This window comes from Pseudoalteromonas piscicida, from assembly GCF_000238315.3.
In the GTDB taxonomy this organism is placed as follows: domain Bacteria; phylum Pseudomonadota; class Gammaproteobacteria; order Enterobacterales; family Alteromonadaceae; genus Pseudoalteromonas; species Pseudoalteromonas piscicida.
This window is the reverse complement of record NZ_CP011924.1, coordinates 2,406,240-2,427,489: the sequence shown is the minus strand read 5'-3', so window position 1 is coordinate 2,427,489 and position 21,250 is coordinate 2,406,240. Positions and strand designations below refer to the sequence as shown.

15 protein-coding genes and 1 tRNA gene are annotated in these 21,250 nt (G+C 42.6%); 10 read left to right on the top strand and 6 right to left on the bottom strand.

The features are described from left to right. Nucleotides 1–28: 28 nt before the first annotated feature. Nucleotides 29–2,905: a M16 family metallopeptidase gene (locus PPIS_RS11165; RefSeq protein ID WP_010374635.1), complete on the top strand. Its 2,877-nt coding sequence runs from the start codon at nucleotides 29–31 to the stop codon at nucleotides 2,903–2,905. A 75-nt stretch (nucleotides 2,906–2,980) separates the two neighbouring features. Here the strand turns inward: PPIS_RS11165 and PPIS_RS11160 are convergent, their stop codons facing one another. Continuing rightward, nucleotides 2,981–3,388: a diacylglycerol kinase gene (locus tag PPIS_RS11160; protein ID WP_010374636.1), complete on the bottom strand. Its 408-nt coding sequence runs from the start codon at nucleotides 3,386–3,388 to the stop codon at nucleotides 2,981–2,983. A gap of 243 nt (nucleotides 3,389–3,631) precedes the next feature. Between PPIS_RS11160 and cysE the strand changes: the two genes are divergently transcribed. Beyond that, the gene (gene cysE, locus PPIS_RS11155; protein WP_010374637.1) at nucleotides 3,632–4,453 is read left to right on the top strand and encodes a serine O-acetyltransferase; all 822 of its coding nucleotides are present in this window, start codon (nucleotides 3,632–3,634) and stop codon (nucleotides 4,451–4,453) included. Nucleotides 4,454–4,502: 49 nt separating this feature from the next. On the opposite strand, the gene xseA is transcribed toward cysE, so the two are convergent. Beyond that, complete coding sequence (gene xseA, locus PPIS_RS11150; protein WP_010374638.1) at nucleotides 4,503–5,840, bottom strand: exodeoxyribonuclease VII large subunit; 1,338 nt, start codon at nucleotides 5,838–5,840, stop codon at nucleotides 4,503–4,505. A gap of 131 nt (nucleotides 5,841–5,971) precedes the next feature. On the opposite strand from xseA, the gene guaB reads away from it, so the two are divergent. The 4 genes from guaB to PPIS_RS11130 all read left to right on the top strand — a co-directional run bounded on the left by guaB (nucleotide 5,972) and on the right by PPIS_RS11130 (nucleotide 11,120). Next, on the top strand, nucleotides 5,972–7,441 hold the full coding sequence (gene guaB / locus PPIS_RS11145) for an IMP dehydrogenase (RefSeq protein ID WP_010374639.1): 1,470 nt from the start codon (nucleotides 5,972–5,974) through the stop codon (nucleotides 7,439–7,441). Between the two features lie 105 nt (nucleotides 7,442–7,546). Further along, the gene (gene guaA, locus PPIS_RS11140) at nucleotides 7,547–9,121 is read left to right on the top strand and encodes a glutamine-hydrolyzing GMP synthase (protein ID WP_010374640.1); all 1,575 of its coding nucleotides are present in this window, start codon (nucleotides 7,547–7,549) and stop codon (nucleotides 9,119–9,121) included. Between the two features lie 434 nt (nucleotides 9,122–9,555). Further along, nucleotides 9,556–10,077 (top strand): TetR/AcrR family transcriptional regulator, encoded by a 522-nt coding sequence (locus tag PPIS_RS11135; RefSeq protein ID WP_010374641.1) that lies wholly within the window; start codon nucleotides 9,556–9,558, stop codon nucleotides 10,075–10,077. Then, entirely contained in the window at nucleotides 10,074–11,120 is a 1,047-nt protein-coding gene (locus tag PPIS_RS11130) for an alcohol dehydrogenase family protein (RefSeq protein ID WP_010374642.1), read from the top strand. The genes PPIS_RS11135 and PPIS_RS11130 overlap by 4 nt, the downstream gene beginning before the upstream one ends. Nucleotides 11,121–11,340: 220 nt before the next feature. Here the strand turns inward: PPIS_RS11130 and PPIS_RS25620 are convergent, their stop codons facing one another. Next, on the bottom strand, nucleotides 11,341–11,469 hold the full coding sequence (locus PPIS_RS25620; protein ID WP_010374643.1) for a hypothetical protein: 129 nt from the start codon (nucleotides 11,467–11,469) through the stop codon (nucleotides 11,341–11,343). A 544-nt stretch (nucleotides 11,470–12,013) separates the two neighbouring features. Between PPIS_RS25620 and PPIS_RS11125 the strand changes: the two genes are divergently transcribed. The 3 genes from PPIS_RS11125 (at nucleotide 12,014) to rimI (ending at nucleotide 12,887) form a co-directional block, all read left to right on the top strand. Next, nucleotides 12,014–12,090: transfer RNA gene (locus PPIS_RS11125), tRNA-Trp, on the top strand. A gap of 64 nt (nucleotides 12,091–12,154) precedes the next feature. Continuing rightward, nucleotides 12,155–12,451 (top strand): hypothetical protein, encoded by a 297-nt coding sequence (locus PPIS_RS11120; RefSeq protein WP_010374644.1) that lies wholly within the window; start codon nucleotides 12,155–12,157, stop codon nucleotides 12,449–12,451. Then, a complete protein-coding gene (gene rimI, locus PPIS_RS11115) occupies nucleotides 12,441–12,887 on the top strand; it encodes a ribosomal protein S18-alanine N-acetyltransferase (protein WP_010374645.1) in 447 nt (148 codons plus the stop codon). Before PPIS_RS11120 ends, rimI begins: the two co-directional genes overlap by 11 nt. Here the strand turns inward: rimI and PPIS_RS11110 are convergent. From PPIS_RS11110 to PPIS_RS11100, 3 genes are all read right to left on the bottom strand, one after another. Then, on the bottom strand, nucleotides 12,879–15,560 hold the full coding sequence (locus PPIS_RS11110; RefSeq protein WP_010374646.1) for an ATP-binding protein: 2,682 nt from the start codon (nucleotides 15,558–15,560) through the stop codon (nucleotides 12,879–12,881). The two genes, rimI and PPIS_RS11110, sit on opposite strands and share 9 nt — an antisense overlap. Nucleotides 15,561–15,744: 184 nt before the next feature. Beyond that, nucleotides 15,745–18,675 carry a TonB-dependent receptor domain-containing protein gene (locus PPIS_RS11105; protein WP_010374647.1) on the bottom strand — a complete coding sequence of 977 codons (2,931 nt, stop codon included), beginning with the start codon at nucleotides 18,673–18,675 and terminating at the stop codon, nucleotides 15,745–15,747. A gap of 464 nt (nucleotides 18,676–19,139) precedes the next feature. Continuing rightward, nucleotides 19,140–20,240 carry a tRNA nucleotidyltransferase gene (locus PPIS_RS11100; RefSeq protein ID WP_010374649.1) on the bottom strand — a complete coding sequence of 367 codons (1,101 nt, stop codon included), beginning with the start codon at nucleotides 20,238–20,240 and terminating at the stop codon, nucleotides 19,140–19,142. Between the two features lie 90 nt (nucleotides 20,241–20,330). On the opposite strand from PPIS_RS11100, the gene PPIS_RS11095 reads away from it, so the two are divergent. Next, entirely contained in the window at nucleotides 20,331–21,245 is a 915-nt protein-coding gene (locus PPIS_RS11095; RefSeq protein WP_010374651.1) for an ExeA family protein, read from the top strand. Nucleotides 21,246–21,250: the final 5 nt, after the last annotated feature.

Below are 21,250 nucleotides of genomic sequence, written 5' to 3'. Positions count from 1 at the left end.
AATAAAAAATATGATTAGGACCAAATTCATGAAATTCAAATTACTAGCAACCAGCTTTGCCGTAAGCTTAGCGCTTAGTGGCTGCGCAGCGACGAATTCAGACCAAGCTCAACAATCAGCTGAAAGTACTCAAGCTGCCCAATCCAATAAAGTATTCGCCCAAGATTATGTTTTGGAAGAGCTAGAAAATGGCCTTCGCGTCATGGTAGTTAAAACTAACTATCCTGATGTGGTATCGCTTCAAATTCCGGTTTCTGTTGGTTCGCGTAATGAAGTAGAAGCGGGTAAAACCGGCTTTGCTCACTTCTTTGAGCATATGATGTTCAAAGGCTCAGAAAAGTATCCACAAGACGTTTATTCGGACATTTTGAAAAACTCAGGTGTTGATAATCGTGCCTACACGACCAACGACTACACTAACTACCACTTAAATTTCTCAAAGCAGCATTTAGATAAAGTATTAGAAATCGAAGCGGATATCTTTCAAAACCTGACATACAGTGAAGAACAGTTCCGCACCGAAGCACTAACTGTGAAAGGTGAATACCTTAAAAATAATGCCAGTCCGGTTCGAAAACTGCTTTCTGCGGTAAGAAAAGAAGCATTTGATAAACATACCTATAAACACACAACTATGGGCTTTTTTGAAGACATCGAAGCAATGCCAGATCAAATGGCCTATGGTAAAACCTTCTTTGAGCGTTTTTATAAGCCTGAGTATGTATCACTTGTGATCGTAGGTGATGTAGATCCTAAAGCAACTATGGCTATGGTGAAGAAGCATTGGGGTAATTGGAAAAAGGGTGACTACCAAGCCGATATTCCTGTTGAGCCAAAGCAAGATAAAGCGCGTTACGTTCACGAAAAATATGATGGCTTACCGGGTCACTGGTTGCTAGTTTCGTATAAAGGCGCTGCATGGGAGCCGAAGAAAAAAGACCGAGCGGCACTTGATCTGATCTCACAGCTTTATTTCTCTGAAAACTCAGCATTGTATCAAGAGTTAGTGGTAGACAAACAGCTTGCAAGCCAAATGTTTACCTATAACCCTGAAACCAAAGACCCTGGTCTTCTACATGTTTTCGTTAAAGTAGAAGATGAAAAAGATTTGGCGACAGTGCGTGATGCAATCAATAACACTTACGCAAAAGCACGCACAGAGCTGGTAGATGAAAATAAACTTGCTGCACTTAAATCAAACCTAAAGTACAGCTTTATTAACGGCCTTGACTCATCACAATCTATTGCTTCGACACTCGCGAGCTACATGCATTTTGAGCGTGATCCTGAAGTGGTGAATGCGCTATATGCAAGTGCTGATAAAGTCACTGCAAAAGATATTCGTGATATTGCCAATAAATACTTTGTGGACAGCAGCCGCACAACGGTGACTATGTCTGCACTTGAGTCTGTCTCTGGTTTTGATAAGGAAGTTAACTTAGACAAATTAGTGGCAAAAATGGACAAGCCAGTAACGCGTCATTTCAACGTATTAGACAAGACCAATAACTCACCGCTGGTAGATGTGAACTTTCTTTTTTACACAGGTGCTGCTGCCGATCCTGCAGGTAAAAAAGGTCTTGCTGCGCTTACTGCAGCTATGATTGCCAATGGTGGAAGTGAGTCACAATCATACAAAGAAATTCAAAAGGCGCTGTACCCGATTGCTGGTAGCTTTGGCTATCAAATCGATAAAGAAATGATTTCTTTACGTGGTCGTATTCATAAAGACAATGCTGATCAATGGTATGGCATTGTGAGTCAGCAGCTTTTGACCCCGGGGTTCAGAGAAGATGATTTTAAACGTCTGAAAAAAGAGCTAATCGACGGCATTAAGGCTGGTTTGAAAGCGTCAAATGATGAAGAGCTAGGTAAAGAAGTGCTTTATCACGAGCTGTACAAAGGCCACCCATACGAAAGCTATAACTTTGGTGATTTATCAGACTTAGAAGCAATCACTCTTGATGACGTTAAGGCTTTTTACGCTCAGCAATTTACTCAAGCTAAACTAAACGTGGGTATCACAGGTGCACTCGATAAACAGCTAAAAGAAGCGATGTTTAACGACCTTGCGGCTTTACCTAAAGGCGAAGAAGCGCGTTTACAAGTGCCTGATGCCCCTAAACTATCTGGCCATCACGCAACCATCGTAGAAAAGAATGCAAAATCAACAGCGGTCTCTTTTGGTTTCCCAATCGACACGGTTCGTAGCAGTAAAGACTGGGCCGCGCTTTGGTTAGTGCGTTCATACTTTGGTGAGCACCGCAGTTCAAACAGCCACTTGTACCAGCGTATCCGTCAGGTTCGTGGCATGAACTATGGTGATTATGCATATATCGAATACTTCCCTCGTGGTATGTTCCAAACTAAGCCGGATGCAAACTTAGGTCGTAGTGAGCAAATTTTCCAGGTGTGGTTACGCCCACTTCGTTCTAATAACGATGCCCATTTTGCAACGCGCACTGCATTGTTTGAACTCGATAAGCTGATCAAAGAAGGGATGAGCAAAGCAGACTTTGAAGCAACACGTAACTTCTTAATCAACTTTGTGCCGCAAATGGTGGCGAGCCAAGATAGACAGCTAGGTTATGCACTTGATAGCCAGTTCTACAACACCGATGAGTTTGTTGCTTATGTGACAAAGCAGCTAGCGTCGCTGTCTGTTGAAGATATCAATCGCGTTATCAAAGAGAATTTGCAGACCGAAGATATTCACTATGTGTTTATCACTGGTGATGCAAAAGATATGGCGAAGCGCCTAAGTGCTGAGCAGTCATCTCCTATGACTTATAACACGAAAAAGCCTGATATATTACTGGCAGAAGATGCTGAAATTGCTACATACCCGCTCAATATTCCAAGTAAGAATATTAAAACGTTGGATGTAGAAAAAGTGTTTGAATAACGATTATTCAGCTTAATAAAAAATGGCGGCTAAAAATTTAGCCGCCATTTTTTTGTGTCAAAACCACGCGTAATGTTAGGTTATAGTGTTGAACCACTCCACTGCAGCGGCTATCCAAATTAACGAGCTAATTAATAATGTCAGCGTAACGGCCGCTGATGCCATATCTTTTGCACGACCAGATAGTAAGTGGTGTTCGGTACTCACTCTATCTGTCAGCGCTTCGATTGCTGAGTTGATAAGTTCTATAACTAATATCAACAGCACACTACCAACCAATAAGGCCCACTGAGCAATACTTTGCGCCAATATGATTGATAAAGGAAGACTTGCCACCAGTAACCACGTTTCTTGTCTAAATGCCGACTCTTCTTTATAGGCTGCTTTCATTCCTTTCGCTGAGCAATGCGTTGCTTTGATTATCCGCGCAAGCCCTGTGCCATTTGGTTTGTTGGTATCCGTTGTCTTGATCTTTATCGACATATTAGCGATCCCGCGTTGGTAGTATTCAATGGGGCGTTATTATACGAAGATCTACTCAGTTCGACAGTGCTAAATTGTAAGAATCTTTGGTCCAACAGAGGGCATTTAAAACCGTACTAAAATATGTTGGTTGGTTATTAGATATAACCAAGTGTTTGAAGCCTGATTTTTTATAATACATGACACTTAATGACTCTAAGCGTTACACTATGAGAAGTATCAGTATTATCGGAAGTTCGTCACATGAGACATGAGATTTGGAATAAGTTACGCGAAGAGGCCAATGAGTTGGTTGCTCGCGAACCATTGCTTGCTAGTCACGTTTACTCGAGTATTTTAAATCACGAGTGTCTTGGTTCTGCATTAAGCTTTATCGTTGCGAATAAGCTAGCGGATGCGGTGGTGTCAGCATTTACAATTCGCGAGCTGTTCGATCAAGCCTTTGTGCACTGCGATACCATGCTGACTCATGTTGCACATGATATAAAAGCCGTTAAAGATCGCGACCCAGCTGCCGATAGTTATCTCAACGTAATTTTAAATCTGAAAGGTTTTCATGCAATCCAAGCACATCGATTGGCATACTGCTTATGGCGTCAGGATAGAAAAGAGCTGGCTCGCTTTATACAGAGCAGAACCTCTGAAGTATTCGGTGTTGACATCCATCCTGCTTGTAAAGTCGGTCATGGTATTATGTTTGACCATGCGACTGGTATAGTCATTGGTGAAACCGCGGTTATTGAAGATAATGTTTCTATTTTGCAATCAGTCACACTTGGTGGTACGGGTAACGAGCAGGGTGACCGTCACCCGAAAATCCGCGCTGGTGTATTGATTGGTGCGGGTGCCAAAGTACTTGGCAACATTGAAGTAGGAGAGGGCGCTCGAATTGGGGCAGGTTCCGTTGTACTCAGCCCTGTAGCACCGCACACTACTGTAGTGGGGATCCCAGCTAAGGTGGTTGGTAAGCCATCATGCCCATATCCTGCAGAGAGTATGAACCAAAACTTCCTAGAAGACGATGATAGGCTCGAAAATGAGTCTATCACTTCAGCGATGTTGTAAAGTTATTAGATTAAAAATGGGGAAATCGCTTCCCCATTTTTATATCCGCTTACTGGGTTGCTTTTACCATAGACACTACCTCCCCATCAGCCAGTTGCGTAATTATCGGCTTTTCTGGGTCCACATCCGCCACTGACTTAATCACTTTATCTTCCTGCTTGGCAATACTATAGCCCCGAGCTAACACTGCCAGTGGACTGACGCTATCTAGTTTTGCGCTTGATACCGCGAGTTGATGTCTTTGTGTGTTAAGCTTTTGCTCCATTGCATACTGCAACTTATCACCGAGTTGTGCGACCAGTTGTTTGAACTGAGCGATTCTTTGCTCTGGATGTAATCGATCAAATCTATGCTGCAGCAAATGAAATTGCGATTGCTTTTGACGTAAGTGATGGGCTTGAGCACGAATTAATCGCTGCTCTAATTCATCAACTCGCTGTGTTTGCTGCATTAGTTGATTTTTAGGGTGTTGTAACTGCAGTCGGGCTTCAAAATTTGCCAAACGCTGTGATGCACCTTCAAGGCGACGTTTAAAAGCTTGATTGAGATATTGTAGTAACTGCGAAGTACGTTGTTTTAACGCTTCTGAGTCTGGGCTCACTAATTCGGCGGCCGCCGATGGAGTTGGCGCTCTGACATCTGCAACATAGTCGGAAATGGTAGTATCTATTTCATGGCCCACTGCGCTTATCACCGGAATTGAGCTGGCAAAAATAGCCCTTGCGACTGATTCCTCGTTAAAGCTCCATAAGTCTTCTAATGAGCCGCCACCTCTGCCAACGATCAATACGTCTACCTCGCGTCTAGCATTCGCTTGAGCGATTTGTTTGCAAATCTGCTGTTTGGCGTCATCGCCTTGCACTAGGGCCGGATAAATAACGACCTGTAACTGCGGGGCACGGCGTTTGAGTACGGTCAAAATATCCTTGATGGCAGCGCCTGTCGCTGAGGTGACGACCCCCACGCGATTGATGACACTTGGCAAAGGCTTTTTGTGACTAGCTGAAAACAGGCCTTCTGCGGCTAGCTGCATTTTGAGGGCATCAAATTGCTGCTTGAGCAAACCTTCACCGGCAGGGGCCATATGTTCGACTATCAATTGATAGTCGCCTCGCGGTTCATACACTGACACTCTAGCTTGTACCATTACTTGCTGACCATTAGCCGGGCGGTGGTTACAATAACGATTATTACCTCGCCACATGGCCGCTTTTATCTGTGCTTTGTCATCTTTTAGAGAAAAATACCAATGCCCTGAGGCCGGAGCAACAAAGTTTGAAATTTCTCCGGTGAGTTGTACAGAGGCAAAACCTTGCTCTAAGAGCGAGCGTATTTCTCTGTTAAGTCTTGATACAGAATAGGTTTTATTATTATTGGGGTATCCCATGTTGGCCTCCATAAAAAATTCACAGTCACTTTATCACATTTTTTGCTAAATTTTATTTACTCCCATAAGGAACGCTGATAAAATTCGCACGCAATTCCTTATACTCAGTTCACTTGAGAGAAGCCGCGAACATGCTAAGAATTGCAAAAGAAGCCCTTACCTTTGACGACGTACTTTTAGTACCAGCTCATTCAACTGTTCTTCCTCACACAGCAAACCTGAAAACGCGTTTGACTCGTGGGATTGAATTAAACTTACCGCTTGTTTCCGCTTCAATGGATACAGTGACAGAAGCGCGCTTAGCGATCGCTCTGGCACAAGAAGGTGGTATTGGTTTTATCCACAAAAACATGACTATCGAAGAGCAAGCTCGCAACGTGCGTAAAGTTAAGACGTATGAAGCGGGTATTATCTCTTTCCCTGTGACGGTTACTTCTGATCTTACGATTGCAGAAGCTATGGAGCTTGCACAGGACAAAGGGTTTTCAGGTTTCCCGGTTGTTGGTGCAAACAACCAACTTGAAGGCATTGTAACTAGCCGTGATATGCGTTTCGAAACTAAGCTAGAAAAAGCAGTTTCAACGGTCATGACTAAGAAAGATGACTTAGTGACAGTAAAAGAAGGCGCATCTCGTGAAGAGATCCTTGGCCTAATGCACGAACACCGTATCGAAAAAATCTTAGTGGTTGATGATGCATTTGCACTAAAAGGCATGATCACTGTTAAGGATTACCAAAAAGCGCAAGATAAACCAAACGCATGTAAAGATGAACAAGGCCGTCTTCGTGTTGGTGCTGCTGTTGGTGTTGGTGCTGGTACTGATGAGCGTATTGCTGCTTTAGTTGAAGCGGGTGTTGATGTACTACTAATCGATACTTCTCACGGCCATTCTCAAGGTGTTATTGACCGTGTTAAAGCAACACGTGAAGTATATCCAGAACTACAAATCGTTGCAGGTAACGTAGCAACAGCTGAAGGTGCAATTGCATTGGCTGATGCTGGTGCAGATGCCGTTAAAGTGGGGATCGGCCCAGGCTCTATCTGTACTACTCGTATCGTGACGGGTTGTGGTGTACCGCAAATTACTGCTATCTCTGATGCAGTAGAAGGCCTAAAAGGTCGTGATATTCCAGTGATTGCTGACGGTGGTATCCGTTTCTCTGGTGATATCGTAAAAGCGCTAGTTGCTGGTGCTTCATGCGTAATGGTAGGTTCAATGCTGGCGGGTACTGAAGAGTCTCCTGGTGAAGTTGAACTATACCAAGGTCGTTACTACAAGTCTTACCGTGGTATGGGTTCACTTGGTGCGATGAACCAAAAAGAAGGTTCGTCTGACCGTTACTTCCAGAAGAGCGATGCTGCGGACAAACTAGTACCTGAAGGTATCGAAGGTCGCGTAGCATACAAAGGACCAATCGCAACGATTATCCATCAGCAAATCGGTGGTATTCGCAGTGCAATGGGTCTAACTGGATGTGCAACCATCACTGAATTAAATACTAAGCCGCAGTTTGTTCGTGTTACTTCTGCGGGTATGGGTGAGTCTCACGTACATGACGTGCAGATCACCAAAGAGGCGCCTAACTACCGTATGGGTTAAGCCTCAAGGCGTGTTTCTGGGCTAGCAAGTTGCTAGCCCTTATTACTTTTGATAGAGACGCAATGCGGCTTTATCCTGTTTAGTTCCTAACTAACGAGATTATCAATGAGCAAAGATATCCACGATTCCCGAATTTTGATCTTAGACTTTGGTTCGCAATACACTCAGCTAATTGCACGTCGTGTACGTGAAATTGGTGTTTACTGTGAACTTTGGGCTTGGGATGTGACAGAAGAGCAAATCCGTGAGTTCAATCCTCAAGGTATCATTCTATCAGGTGGCCCAGAGTCAACAACGCTTGAAGGTAGCCCAAAAGCACCAGATTACGTATTCGAAGCCGGTGTGCCTGTACTGGGTATCTGTTACGGTATGCAGACGATGGCAATGCAGCTTGGTGGTCAGGTACATAGCTCAGATAAAAAAGAATTCGGCTACGCAAAAGTAGAGAAAGTAGGTGACTGTAAGCTATTCGAAGCGATTGAAGATCACATCGAAGATGGTGCAGGTTTCCTAGACGTGTGGATGAGCCATGGCGATAAAGTTGCTAAAATTCCAGATACGTTCAAAACTTCAGCGAAAACGGATACTTGCCCTCATGCGGCAATGTCTTGGGAAGAAAAGCGTTTCTATGGTGTACAGTTCCATCCAGAAGTAACGCACACTCAGCAAGGTTTGCGTTTACTAGAGCGCTTTGCAATTGATATCTGTGGTTGTGAAAAACTATGGACGCCTGAGCAAATCATTGAAGATGCAATTGAGCGTATCAAAGAGAAAGTAGGGGATGACGAAGTTATCCTTGGCTTATCTGGTGGTGTTGATTCATCAGTGGTTGCAATGCTTATTCACCGTGCGATTGGCGATAAGCTAACCTGTGTATTTGTTGATAATGGCCTGCTGCGCTTGAACGAAGGCCAGCAAGTAATGGATATGTTCGGTGATAAGTTTGGTCTGAACATCATTAAGGTAGAAGCTGAAGAGCGTTTCCTTAACGCGCTTAACGGCTTAAACGACCCAGAAGACAAACGTAAAGCAATCGGTCACACCTTTATTGAAGTGTTCGATGAGCAAGCCAGCCAACGCCTAAATGCGAAATGGCTAGCACAAGGTACGATTTACCCTGATGTTATCGAATCGGCAGCATCAAAAACCGGTAAAGCGCATGTGATCAAATCTCACCACAACGTGGGTGGATTACCTGAAGATATGGAGCTTGGTCTGGTTGAGCCACTACGTGAACTATTTAAAGACGAAGTTCGCAAGATTGGTCTAGAGCTTGGTCTGCCTTATGACATGCTTTATCGTCACCCGTTCCCAGGTCCAGGTCTAGGTGTTCGTGTACTTGGTGAAATCAAGAAAGAATACTGTGACCTACTGCGCCGTGCTGACGCTATCTTCATTGAAGAGCTACATAAAGCGGATCTATACCACAAAGTATCTCAAGCATTCGCCGTGTTCCTACCGGTACGCTCTGTTGGCGTGATGGGCGATGCACGTAAATACGATTGGGTGATCTCACTACGTTGTGTTGAAACTATCGACTTTATGACGGCACGTTGGTCACACTTACCATACGAGCTACTAGGCCACGTTTCAAACCGTATCATCAATGAAATCGATGGTATTTCTCGCGTGGTTTACGATGTATCAGGTAAGCCGCCAGCGACAATCGAGTGGGAATAGGCTTGGTTGTAAAAACCTAACCTAGCTTTCGTTAGATTAATAAAAGGCCAGCCAGTATTTCTGACTGGCCTTTTTTATGAATTTTTACCTTCTTAAAAAACCTTGCGGAGGTATTTGGTTTCTTCGCAGTGATGTTTATAGTGATGCTGGCCTGCTATTTTTGGGGTATTGGCTACACAGCAACTCATTTCACATATATCAAACCGATTATGGTGAAGCTGTAACTTGTTTCTGGACAAAAGTGAGTTACAGAGCTTACTAAATTAGAAAAATACGGATAACAAAACGTACCTCGTTAAACCCATTCATAAATACATTTCAGTATTTATACTTCCCCCAATATTTCCAATACTAGAAACTCCTTCTTGACATAGGTAGAGCGATCCCTCTACCATATTAGGTAAAATAAACGTTCTACCTTGATAGGTTTCATTATGTTAAAAGACCAGATCGCTGCAAGTTTAGAGCAAGCGTTTAGCAAATATGGATTTGCTGAGCCTAGTGTAACTCAACTAAAAGTCGCCTGTGGTGTAAGCCTAAGAACCTTGTATAAACACTACCCGTCTAAGGAAGAGATGATTGTCGGAGCTTTGCAGCATCGCCACCAACGTTACCTAAAGTTTTTGTCAGAGCACTCTCCAGAAGCAGGGTTAGGCTCTATACAACATATATTCACCATGCTTGGGAACTGGATGGCTGAGAACGCGCCAAATGGTTGTATGTCTCTGAATGCTCTTGCTGCATTCCCTGAGAATGAGCTTATCTCTGATACGGTCACAAATCACAAACAGGAGGTTAAGATCTTCTTAGGTGTACAAAGCTTACGCGAAGACTTAGCTATTCCCTTGTATCTACTTCATGAGGGAGTATCTAGCGCGTGGCCGATAATAGGAAATGACGCGATTCAATCAGCACAACACACAATCTTGGCATTAATATCAGAGAACAAAGTATGACTAAAATACCGAAAACAATGAGATCTGTATTACTTAATGGTCACGGTGGTTATAATATGCTGGAATATCGTGACGATATTCCTGTCCCAACACCGAGAGACTTTGAAGTATTAATTCGTGTATCAGCGGCAGGAGTCAATAACACGGATATCAATACTCGTATTGGCTGGTACTCAAAAGGCGACCAAAACAGTGAAGATGCTAGCTGGAGTGGTAACGCACTGAGCTTTCCTAGAATCCAAGGAGCAGATGTTTGCGGTCAAATTGTTGCAGTTGGTCGCTCCGTTGATGTAGGTCGCATCGGAGAACGTGTTCTAGTTGAACCATGTATTGTCGATGTAAACGGTGAGAATAGGAATCCTCCGTGGTATTTTGGGTCTGAATGTGATGGTGGTTTTTCTGAGTATACTGTCGTTTCTTCAAAGCACGCCTATAAAATAAATTCAGAGTTGAATGATATAGAACTCGCATCATTTCCGTGTTCTTATTCTACCGCGGAAAACATGTTGACCCGTTCCAAAGTCAAAGAAGGCGATCATGTCTTGATTTCAGGCGCATCTGGAGGGGTCGGCTCAGCAGCAATTCAGCTTGCTAAAGCTCGTGGCGCGATAGTAATTGCTATCACAAGCTCGAATAAGCGTGAATTAGTTAGAGAGCCTGGCGCTGATATGGTGGTTAACAGAGACAGTAACCTCGTTGATACACTAGGAAAAAATAGTGTAGACGTGGTTATAGATCTAGTCGCTGGCAACCAATGGCATGAATTTTTAGACGTTCTACGCCCCAAAGGTCGCTACGCTGTATCTGGCGCAATAGGCGGGCCTTTGGTAGAGCTAGATGTACGTACACTGTACCTTAAGGATTTAAGCTTTTATGGTTGTACGGTACTTGAACCTAGTGTTTTTAGTAATCTAGTTCATCATATTGAACAAGGTAATATCAAGCCATTAATAGCTAAGACCTTCCCTTTAGAGGAAATCGTTAAAGCACAAATTGAATTTCAAGAAAAACAACATGTTGGGAAAATCATACTCACTATATGATCTTAACATTTTGGTTGTTTGCCCTTCGTAATTTAATTATGAAGGGTTATTACTGATACCACTTTTCTAAGTAGTGAATGAGTTCCTAAATATTATATTTTCTAATGAAAAATTGATTTACGGCGTTTAAATGGACTTCTCGCAAACTCATTTTGGGGCAGAAGCGGGTTTTAGCAACAAGAGTCAGTACCGCTTACACTGACCCGATATTGAGGTTGAGTTACTTGCTTGAGGATTTACTCGGCTTTAGGCCTGGAGTGTTTCCTGGCGTTTTTTTATTGTCACGTCGACGTTGATCTGGCTTGCCAGTCGATTTGGCTTTTGGTTTTGGTCCTGGTTTCAAACCCATGATTTGATCCTTTTATTTAACGAGGTTATTCCTCGTTGTGTGATCTTTGAGCAGTATTGATGGTTTTCAAGGTGTGTATGAAAAATAATCAAAAAAATATCCTCTAAGTTCTCTGCTGGTAATTCTCGTTTTGACGAACCACTTAAAATGTATGGTGACCAGTTGGAGGCACAAGATGCATAGAATTGCTTCGGGTTTGCGACGGCTGAGTATTGAAGAGAAAAAGAGCTTCGTAGTGATATACAAGAATCTTCGGCCTAGGCTAAAGCTAAACTATCAGCAAAAAATCAAAAAAGTTCTGCGCATGGTATAGATGATGCTATCGAGAACAGCTAGCTTTCTAACTAGCTGCTATGTAGATATATTTTTCTTCTGTGATCTTCGAGTGGGAGTCATGACTCTAAAATGAGTTAGCACCCAGGTTAAGAAAAGGGCGAATATGATAAATATTCGCCATTTTGCTTGTTTTAGAAGCAGTTGAATCAAAAAAGTGATTTTTTCACTTTACCTTTCAAAAAAGCGCTTTATAATGCGTCGACATTGCAGGGGCGTAGTTCCAATTGGTAGAACAGCGGTCTCCAAAACCGATGGTTGCGGGTTCGAGTCCTGCCGCCCCTGCCACTTCTTATTTTGCACTTCGCATATTTTCAAAGTAAACTCCCTTAAAAAATTAAACTGCTTAGCTATGAATCCGATTTACGCAGATATTCTTGATATTGTACCGCTAAAGCTAAATTCTACATTTGCACATCTTGATCCTAACGCTGTCGTTGCTACTGCTGCGAATGAGCTTCAGCAAATAGCTTTACCGACTGTTTTGTTGCAGGACTTTGAATTGGTCATGGGTAGAAAAATTGAGGTTATCATGGGTAACACGATTTCACTTGAGAATAACCAATTAAGTTTACCAAGTGCACAACTAAGTACGGCTCAAAAGCGTGAGTTGTGGCAATTAATCTGGAGTCAACAAGATGCAAGTTAAGCAAGGTGGTTTACTACAATTTCCACTTAATGAGATTATGCATGTAGAACAAGCCTGTCATGCTTTTCCTTGGAGTGAGAAAACCATGCAGTCTTGCCTTCATGGTCGTTACTTTAATACGGCTATTGTTGATGGTAATACGCTGGTGGGCTTTTACGTTGCAGAGCGTGCGGGCCCAGATTTAACCTTGATGGATATTTGTATTCGTCCTAATTATCAAGGTAAGGGCTGCGCGAAGCCATTAATGGAAGATTTGTTAGCGCAAGCGGAGAGTTTGCAAGCAGAAAATATCTTCCTTGAAGTTAGAGCGTCAAACACTGCAGCAATCGCGTTATATCATCGCTATGGTTTTGTCGAAATGGGCTTGAGAAAAAACTACTACCCAAGCACTCATGGCCATGAAGATGCAATGCTCATGGCTTTACCATTAGCCTAAGTGACTATTATCCGTTGGCTGGTCTATTGATAGGGTATAGCGCATAGCCTCAGTGAGCTTAAGCAAATAGTAATGGCGATTACTGTTTTGTGTTTTTTGCAAACTGGTTTCTAGTTCCCCTGCGGCTTCATGAATATTCATAAAGCCAAAGCAACCCGCGCTGCCTTTGATACTATGTGCCAGTGCCCTTAAAGATTCCCATTCTTGTTTATCGTAAAGCTTTTGCAGCTCAACTAGCTGTGACGGTAGCTTTTCGACATAATTACGACTTATTTGTAAGAACTTTTCGGTTTTTAATAAGGCATCCCATGAAGAGGATTTGTCATTTTGAAGTTCAAGGTACTCTAGTAGCAATTTACCTAGCAATTCTTTATCTATCGGCTTGCCAAGAGTAGCATCACACCCTGCTTTAATATGGTTGTCTATGTCGTGTTTCATTACGTTGGCGGTAAGCGCGATGATTGGTCCATCATAGGCGGCATGTCTGAGCATTTGCGTTGCTTCTTCACCACCCATGACTGGCATTTGCATATCCATTAATATCAGTTGATAGTCTTCAACCAGCGCCATCTCAACCGCTTCAGCACCGTTATTAGCAATATCAGGAACTATGCCCCAGTTAGACAGTAGCAGCGTAATAAGCTCTTGGTTATCGGGGTTGTCTTCCGCAACAAGCACTTTGGCATCAAGCTCTTTTACCGCCGCAATATGGGTTTTACTGTTATCTGGTTGTTTTGGTCGCTCAAGTGCGTTTAGCCAAGAGTACGAGCGCTCTTTGAAATTACCAGAGACCTCAACAGAAAATAAGCTTCCCGTGCCTTGTTGGCTTTGAACATGCACGTCACCACCAAGCAGTTGTGCTAAATTCTTTGAAATACAAAGGCCAAGCCCTGTGCCACCGAAGCGTCGAGTTGTTGTTGTGTCGGCTTGCTCAAAAGGCTTAAATGCGCGTTCTAGCTCATTTTGTGACATGCCAATTCCGGTGTCTTTGATGCTAAAGATAAACTTTTCAGATTCTGGTCTAAACTCCACCTTTAAATGAACGCCACCGTACTCAGTAAATTTCACCGCGTTTGTTGCGATGTTAAGCAAGATTTGTTTTAAGCGAGTGATGTCGGTGTAAAGCTTGTCAGGCAAGGGTAGAATAAATTCTGTGGAAAAGTTCAGTAGTTTTTCATTCGTCATCGGCTCAATGATGGATTCAATATCATTGATGAGTGGCATTACCAAGACCTCTGATTCTTCCACATCCAGTTTTTCAGCCTCAATTTTCGAAAGGTCTAAGATATTATTGATAAGTTCTAAAAGGTGTTTAGAGTTTCTTAAAATTGTGTCTAGGTGCTGTTTTGAGGTCGGAGAATTAGGATGCTGTATAAGCTGCTCGGTAAACCCCATAATAGCAGTCAGCGGGGTACGTATCTCATGACTCATGTTAGCTAAAAAGCGGCTTTTAAGCTGGTTTGCCTGCTCGGCTTCTACAATAGCAACTTCTAGCTTGCTATTGGTCTCTTCTAATTCTTTGGTTCTGTCTTCAACTTTTTCTTCCAAGTGCTCTTTGTAATCCTCAAGCTCTCGCTGAAAGGTACGAATTTGGCCGATCATATGGTTGAAATCTCGGAAAAGGATACCAACTTCGTCACTGTTATGCTCCGGTAGCGCCACCATTAGGTCACCATCTCCGACTCTATGGCTCGCTTCTCCCAGTAATTCTATGGGGTTGAGCAACAGGTTGCGGACCACGATAAAAATCAAAATGGGCAATGTAACGACAGATAGAATAACGATCAATGCTGTGATCAGACTAATAGTTTTACCAGAGCGGTAAAGTAGCGACTTAGGGATCGTTGAAATATAAAAGTAGCCTCCGCTTAGTTGCGCGCTGTAGGTCATCCTTTCCACATTATCAATACTATGAATAACGGTAGAGTCTAATTGGCCAAGGTCAGCAATATAGCCAATTTCTTCTATTTCACTGGCGCTTAAGTAGTGGCCAATGAGGTTCGTATCTGAGCTGAATAACACTTCACCATCAATGCTCACTAATAGGTTTAGCGTATTGTCGTACGGTGCTTCGAGAATACTGGTACTTAAAAGAGAAGGAGAGACTTGTACGACGATATAACCTTGTTGTCTAGGTTGCTTGAGTTCGTAATCTACGCTGTAGATTTGCTGGACAAAATACAGCTGTGTACCTGCACTTGAAGCAACCATAAATTGATGTTGGCGCAAGTTACTTTGCATGATTTGTTTGGCGAAAGGGTAGAGGTTTGGCGCTTCGCCTAAGTTACTGGAATAAAATGCAGAGCTTCTGCCATTGGGAGATAAAAGATTGATGCTGATAATATCTGGGTAGGCTTCACTATAACTGGCAAATACATCCATCAGCGCACCTAATCGCTTGGTTTTTTCCATCCTTTCAAGGTTGGCCGAATTAAGAAAGTCACTAAGTACTGGAGAGGTTGAGAGCAGTTTTGTTGTTGACTGGTAGATCTCAATATAATTGAACATCTTCTGCTGTTGTTGTTCAACGAAACGACTAACAATGAGCTTGGCTTGTTTTTGCGTTGAGCTAGTTACATTCGTGAGCGTAAATCCGCCAAGAAACAGCAAGGGTAATATCACAAGCGGGGTGATATACCAAAGGAGTCGAATACTTAACTTGCTTGTTTTCATGGATAACTAGCTGCCTTGCTACACGAAATCTTAATGACAAAAAAATTAACATGAGTATTAAATCATAAGCGGGGAGAGGTGAATACTCAAGTTTGTCCAATTGCGTCGAAAATACGATAAAAGGTGGGGGCTAAATAAAAAAGCCTCCAAAAAGGAGGCTTTCGGATCGTAATTTTACAGCAGATTAGAAGTTATACTTCATACCTAGTGATAGACGACGACCTTTAACATCGAAGAATTCACCGTCATCGTATGTATAAGGTGTACGAGGTGGCTCTTTATCAAATACGTTATTTACACCAACACGTAGTTGTAGATCTTCAACCAAGTTAGTTTTATACATGAAATCTACAGTAGTGTAAGAAGAAACCTCATTGAAGTTGTTATCTTCAGGTGTCCACTCGTTATCTTCAACAGTGCTGTGGCGATAGTTTACTGTTACTACGTATGCAGAATCATCATGCGTGTATAGCGCGCTGAAACGGCCTTTCCAGCGTGGTGCGTCATCCGTTTCACCCATATAGTTACGGAAGTCTTCCGCACGACCAGTTGAGTTTTGGTTATCTTCAATCAAATAAGTCGCAGTTAGTTTAAGTGCAAACTCACCGTTTAATGCGTCAAATTTGTATGCAGATTCAAAGTCCATGCCTTTTTTGGTGATTTGTGCAGCGTTAATTGGACGCGAGTAGTAGTTTTCAATTTCACCAGTTTCTTTATTACGTACAAAGTTACCACAGAAAGGGTTGTCTAAAGAAGACGCTTCGTAACAAAGCTTAATACTGTCACGACCAAAGTATTCAATTGCACCATCAATTTCAAATGACCAGTAATCAACAGTAAGATCCAAGCCTTCAACAAATTCAGGCGTGTAAATTACACCGATAGTGTAGTCATTAGATACTTCGTTTTTCAGCTCAGTATTACCTTGAATGTAACCAGGTAAGCTACCACCAGATAACCATTCATCAGAAGGCATCCAACCAGCAGCTAGACCAGCAGCTTGACAGTTGTTGATGATGTTATCTCTGTACTTGTAGTCACTGCTTAACTCTGCAATTGAATCTGCGCGACAAATGTCTGCACGGCCTGAGCTGTAAGTTTTAGAGTTTGGAGTAGACAGGTCACCTAGGTTTGGCGCACGTACCGATTTAGAACGGTTTACACGTACACGTAGTTCGTCAGTCACGCCCCAGTTTAGTGCTAGTTTCCAAGCATCGTCACCACCTGTTACAGAGTAATCCATGTAACGGTATGCACCTTCAAAAGTAAGGTCAGTAGCTAGGAACTCATCCATCAGTAGCGGTACAGAAACCTCTGCTGAGAATTCTTTAACTTCGATTTCGCCATCCATAGGTAGGCTTGAGTTACCTTTAATAAGGCCCTGCTCCATGTTTTCAGATGGACGGATCTTAGCAACTTCACGGCGGTGCTCAGCTGTAAACGCTGCACTTACGTAACCTGCAGGTAATTCAAATAATACACCATCAACCGTTGCACCAAATACTGCTTGGTCGTGTCTTGCAAAACGAGTTGCAGTCGTTGAAATGTAACCTAATTGTTCCTGAGTTGCGCTTGTTGCACCCATTGGATTGAATGGTACACAACCTTCACGTGCACCAGTCACGTTACCGTCAGCATCACGGGTAGCACACACAACTTGACCATCGATTAATACAGAGTCAATCGCATTAGCTAGGTTGTTTTTATAAACTTCACCAGTCCACAGCGTGTCTTGTTCGATACGACCGAATTGGAAGTATGTGCTGTAGCTCCAGTCATCGTTAATGATGCCTTCAGCACCAATTGATGAACGGAACACTTCACGCTCTTGGTTATACTTACGGTCACCCCATAAGTTTTCGTTTGCTTGATAAAGTGTTACAGAGTCTAGACCTGCGTCATCCATCACTTTACCCATGGCATCGTTTACAAATGCGCTATCGCGACGGATTGTGTGTGAGAAGAATGCAGGGCTACTTTCAGTCGTTGCTTCTGTCTTAGAATAAGTCGCATCAAATGTTAGTGCATGTTCATCATTCAGCTCATAAGTACCGTAAAGAGTACCGATCATTCGCTCAAGAGGTGTGCGGAAATAATCTTTATAACCATGTCTGAAGATGGCATCACCAGGGTTTGCTTCGTCGTACGTGTAACGGCCAGCAGCACGAACTGGCTTATTAGTAAGTTGAGCTGGATCGTCGATTAGACCAAGACCGTAATCGAATGGACGCATTGTACCGTCTTCATCGAAAGTGAAGTGGTGGTTCTCAAACGCTTCACGTGTCTTTGTACCAGTCCAAGCAAAGAAGTCACCACGCTCTGAGTAATAGCCAAGTGCTGTTGGGTGATTAAACTCGATATCAGCAGGAATACCGTCACTACCACCTGTATTTGCAGGGTTAGAGATAGATCTCATGCCGCGCTTGAAGAAGTCACGGTCTAGTTTCGCGTAGCTTTCATTTTTGGTGTAGTTTAAAGAGGTAATGAAAGAGAGCTTTTCTAGTTCTTGGCCACCTGTAATAGAGAAGAAATATTCCTCACCACCGCTTTGTTCAGGCTTTACTGTAGACACATCAACTTCTACACCATCGAATGACTTTTTCGTGATGATGTTTACAACACCAGCCACAGCGTCAGCACCGTATACTGCTGCTGCACCACCCGTTGCGATTTCTACGCGCTCAATAATAGAGGTAGGGATGTTGTTTAAATCTACAGCAGTATCACCAACAGAGCCTGGTACAAAACGACGACCATTAACTAGTACCAATGTACGCTCTGAACCTAAACCACGTAGGTCAGTTGTATTTAAGCCTGATGCATAGATATAGCTAGTAGTATTCTCTGGAGATAGGCCAACTGTTGCTTGAGGCATTTCAGCTAAAAGGTCATTTACGTTTGTGATGCCTTGGTTTTCAAGCTCCACACCACCGATAACGGTAACTGGAGTCGGCGAAGTTAGGTTTACACGTTTAATTCGAGAACCTGTAACTTGAATACGCTCTACTGATTTTGCTTCTGTCTGTTCGTTTGCAACAGCTACTGAACTACTTACGGCACCAGCCACTAAAGCAACTTGGATACCTGCGGTAACTAGATTTAACTTCTTCAACATTTTGACCCTTATTTACTTTGTTTATAACGACGGTCAACTCTTTCCATACATTTGAAAGAGGAGATATCGCAATATAGGTGCAGCGTTTTTACCATAAACAATTGTTAAATATGGCTTTTGTCTAAATGTGTATGGTGTTTATAAAAGGTGTAATATGTGATTTTGCTGTTCCTGTTTTGATTTTATTCTTATTAATCATATGGTTGTGTTGAGTCTTTGTGTCATCTTTTATTTACGGTTAGTGAGTGTTTACAAATGCTGTTATTGTTTTGAAAACAATAATTTTATATTTGATAGGAATGGTATAAGTTTTAGCGGTAATTTTGAGCGTATTTGTAGCTGGATTTGTAATTTTTATGTAGTATTTGCTGTGTTAAAAATGAGCGTTTGATATTGTGGAGCTCATTTTTGTGGGAACTTTTAAAGATAGGCTGAAAATCAACCTATCTTTTCACGGTAGATGGCTAGTTTTGTATAGCTTTTAGGCGTCTGAGTTTGAGCTGTTCTTGAATAGCCTTTCCCTGATAGCCCATTGCGATGATCTCTTGAACGTCTATGTTGCGAGTTGCTAAAAAGTTCTGTGTAAGTTTGTCACAAAGCACGCGGAAATTATCACTTACCTTGCTACAAATATAACAAAAACGCGCTAATTTCTCAGGTCTGCGCCATGCGTCAATATTTTGTAATATAATAAGCCAATCATCCGGCGTTTTATTTTCCTTGCTCAATAAATCGAGATTTGTGATGAGCTCTTTGCTGCTTTCTATGTAAATATTAGGGACTTTGAATCGTTTTGCTTGCGCTAACTGAATCAAGCTAGTACCCGAAAAGTAACAGGCAAGGCTGAATTGTGCTAACCCATCTAACTCATCATTTTTTTCAAGTCTAGAGAGTGCGCTTTGGAATTTGTCATAGGCTGCTTCATCCCATTTTGGGATATATGGAGTGACATCATCAAGCGCACTGAGCCTCCAAATGGTATGTAGAAAGTGCCCCAAACCTTTATCTTGGGTTGTCTTTTCTATTTCTAACCAAATACGCTCTTTGGTTAAGGTTTTTAATTCACCGTTAGCAACCATGGTTTGCATAAGGTGCCAAGTTTCAGCGGCAATGGTGAAGTTGTATTCTTTATAGCGAGCTGCAAAGCGCGCTACTCGCAGCACTCTAAGTGGATCTTCACTAAAAGCACTGCTGACATGGCGTAAAATTCTGCTTGCTAAATCTTTTTGGCCGTCATAAGGGTCGATAAGTGAACCATCATCATCTTTAGCAATTGCATTAACGGTAAGATCTCGGCGAAGTAAATCTTCTTCCAGTGTGATTTCAGGGCCGAAGTCGCAAATAAATCCGGTATATCCTTGACCACTCTTACGCTCAGTGCGCGCAAGTGCGTGCTCATCTTTGGTCGTTGGATGTAAAAACACAGGAAAATCATTACCAACCTGCTGATAACCCAGTTTGCTCATTTGCTCGAGTGTGCTGCCAACGACGACATAATCTCTTTCTTTTATTGGGCGTCCTAGCAGTTCGTCTCTAACTGCACCGCCGACGAGGTAGATTTTCATTTTCTATGTTCCATTTTCTGCGATTCGAGGTTTTATCTTGAACCGGATTTTGCCATTATAGAGCGCATCATAACAATAAAGAGACAAGTCGTGTATTTACGCTATTTTGGGTTAACTGAAAAACCCTTTTCGATTGCTCCAAATCCTGAGTTTTTATTCCTTAGCGAACGTCACAAGGAAGCACTTGCACATTTAACCTATGGGTTGGGTGACGCGGGTGGTTTTGTGCTACTGACAGGTGAAGTGGGAACGGGCAAAACCACAGTAACACGAAGCATGTTGGCTCAGCTGCCAGAATCAACGAAGGTTGCTTTTATACTTAATCCATCACTATCAGAGCTTGAACTGCTTGCGACGATTTGTGATGAGTTGGAAATTGACTATGACAGCAACAACGCCACGTTAAAATCGCTTACCGATGTGATTAAGCATAGATTGTTAGAGAACCATCATAGTGGTGGTCATACTATGTTGATCATTGATGAAGCTCAGCATTTAGCACCAGAGGTGCTTGAACAGCTTAGGCTGCTGACTAATCTGGAAACAGATCATAAAAAATTGCTACAAATTGTATTGGTAGGTCAGCCCGAGCTACAGCATTTGTTACAGCGCAACGAGCTACGTCAATTGGCACAAAGGATCACTGCGCGTTATCACTTGCTACCACTTAGCGAATCGCAAGTGTTTGCTTATATACAGCACCGACTGCAAAAAGCAGGTTGTCAGCAAGCGTTGTTCCACCACGATGCAGTAGCCTATGTACATCAAGTGACAGCTGGGATCCCAAGATTAATAAATTTATTAGCTGACAGATGTTTATTAGGTGCTTACTCGGCATCGCAAACTCAGGTAACGAAAGCAATCGCTGTTCAAGCTGCAAAAGAGGCGCTACCCACTAATTTAGTGCCAGTTACAAGCCAAGAAAAAGATCGCGTGCCATTATTGTTTACGGCTTGGCTTGGTGTGTTATTTGTTGCAGGCTTTGGCTTGGCAAAATTGGTGTAGAGGGA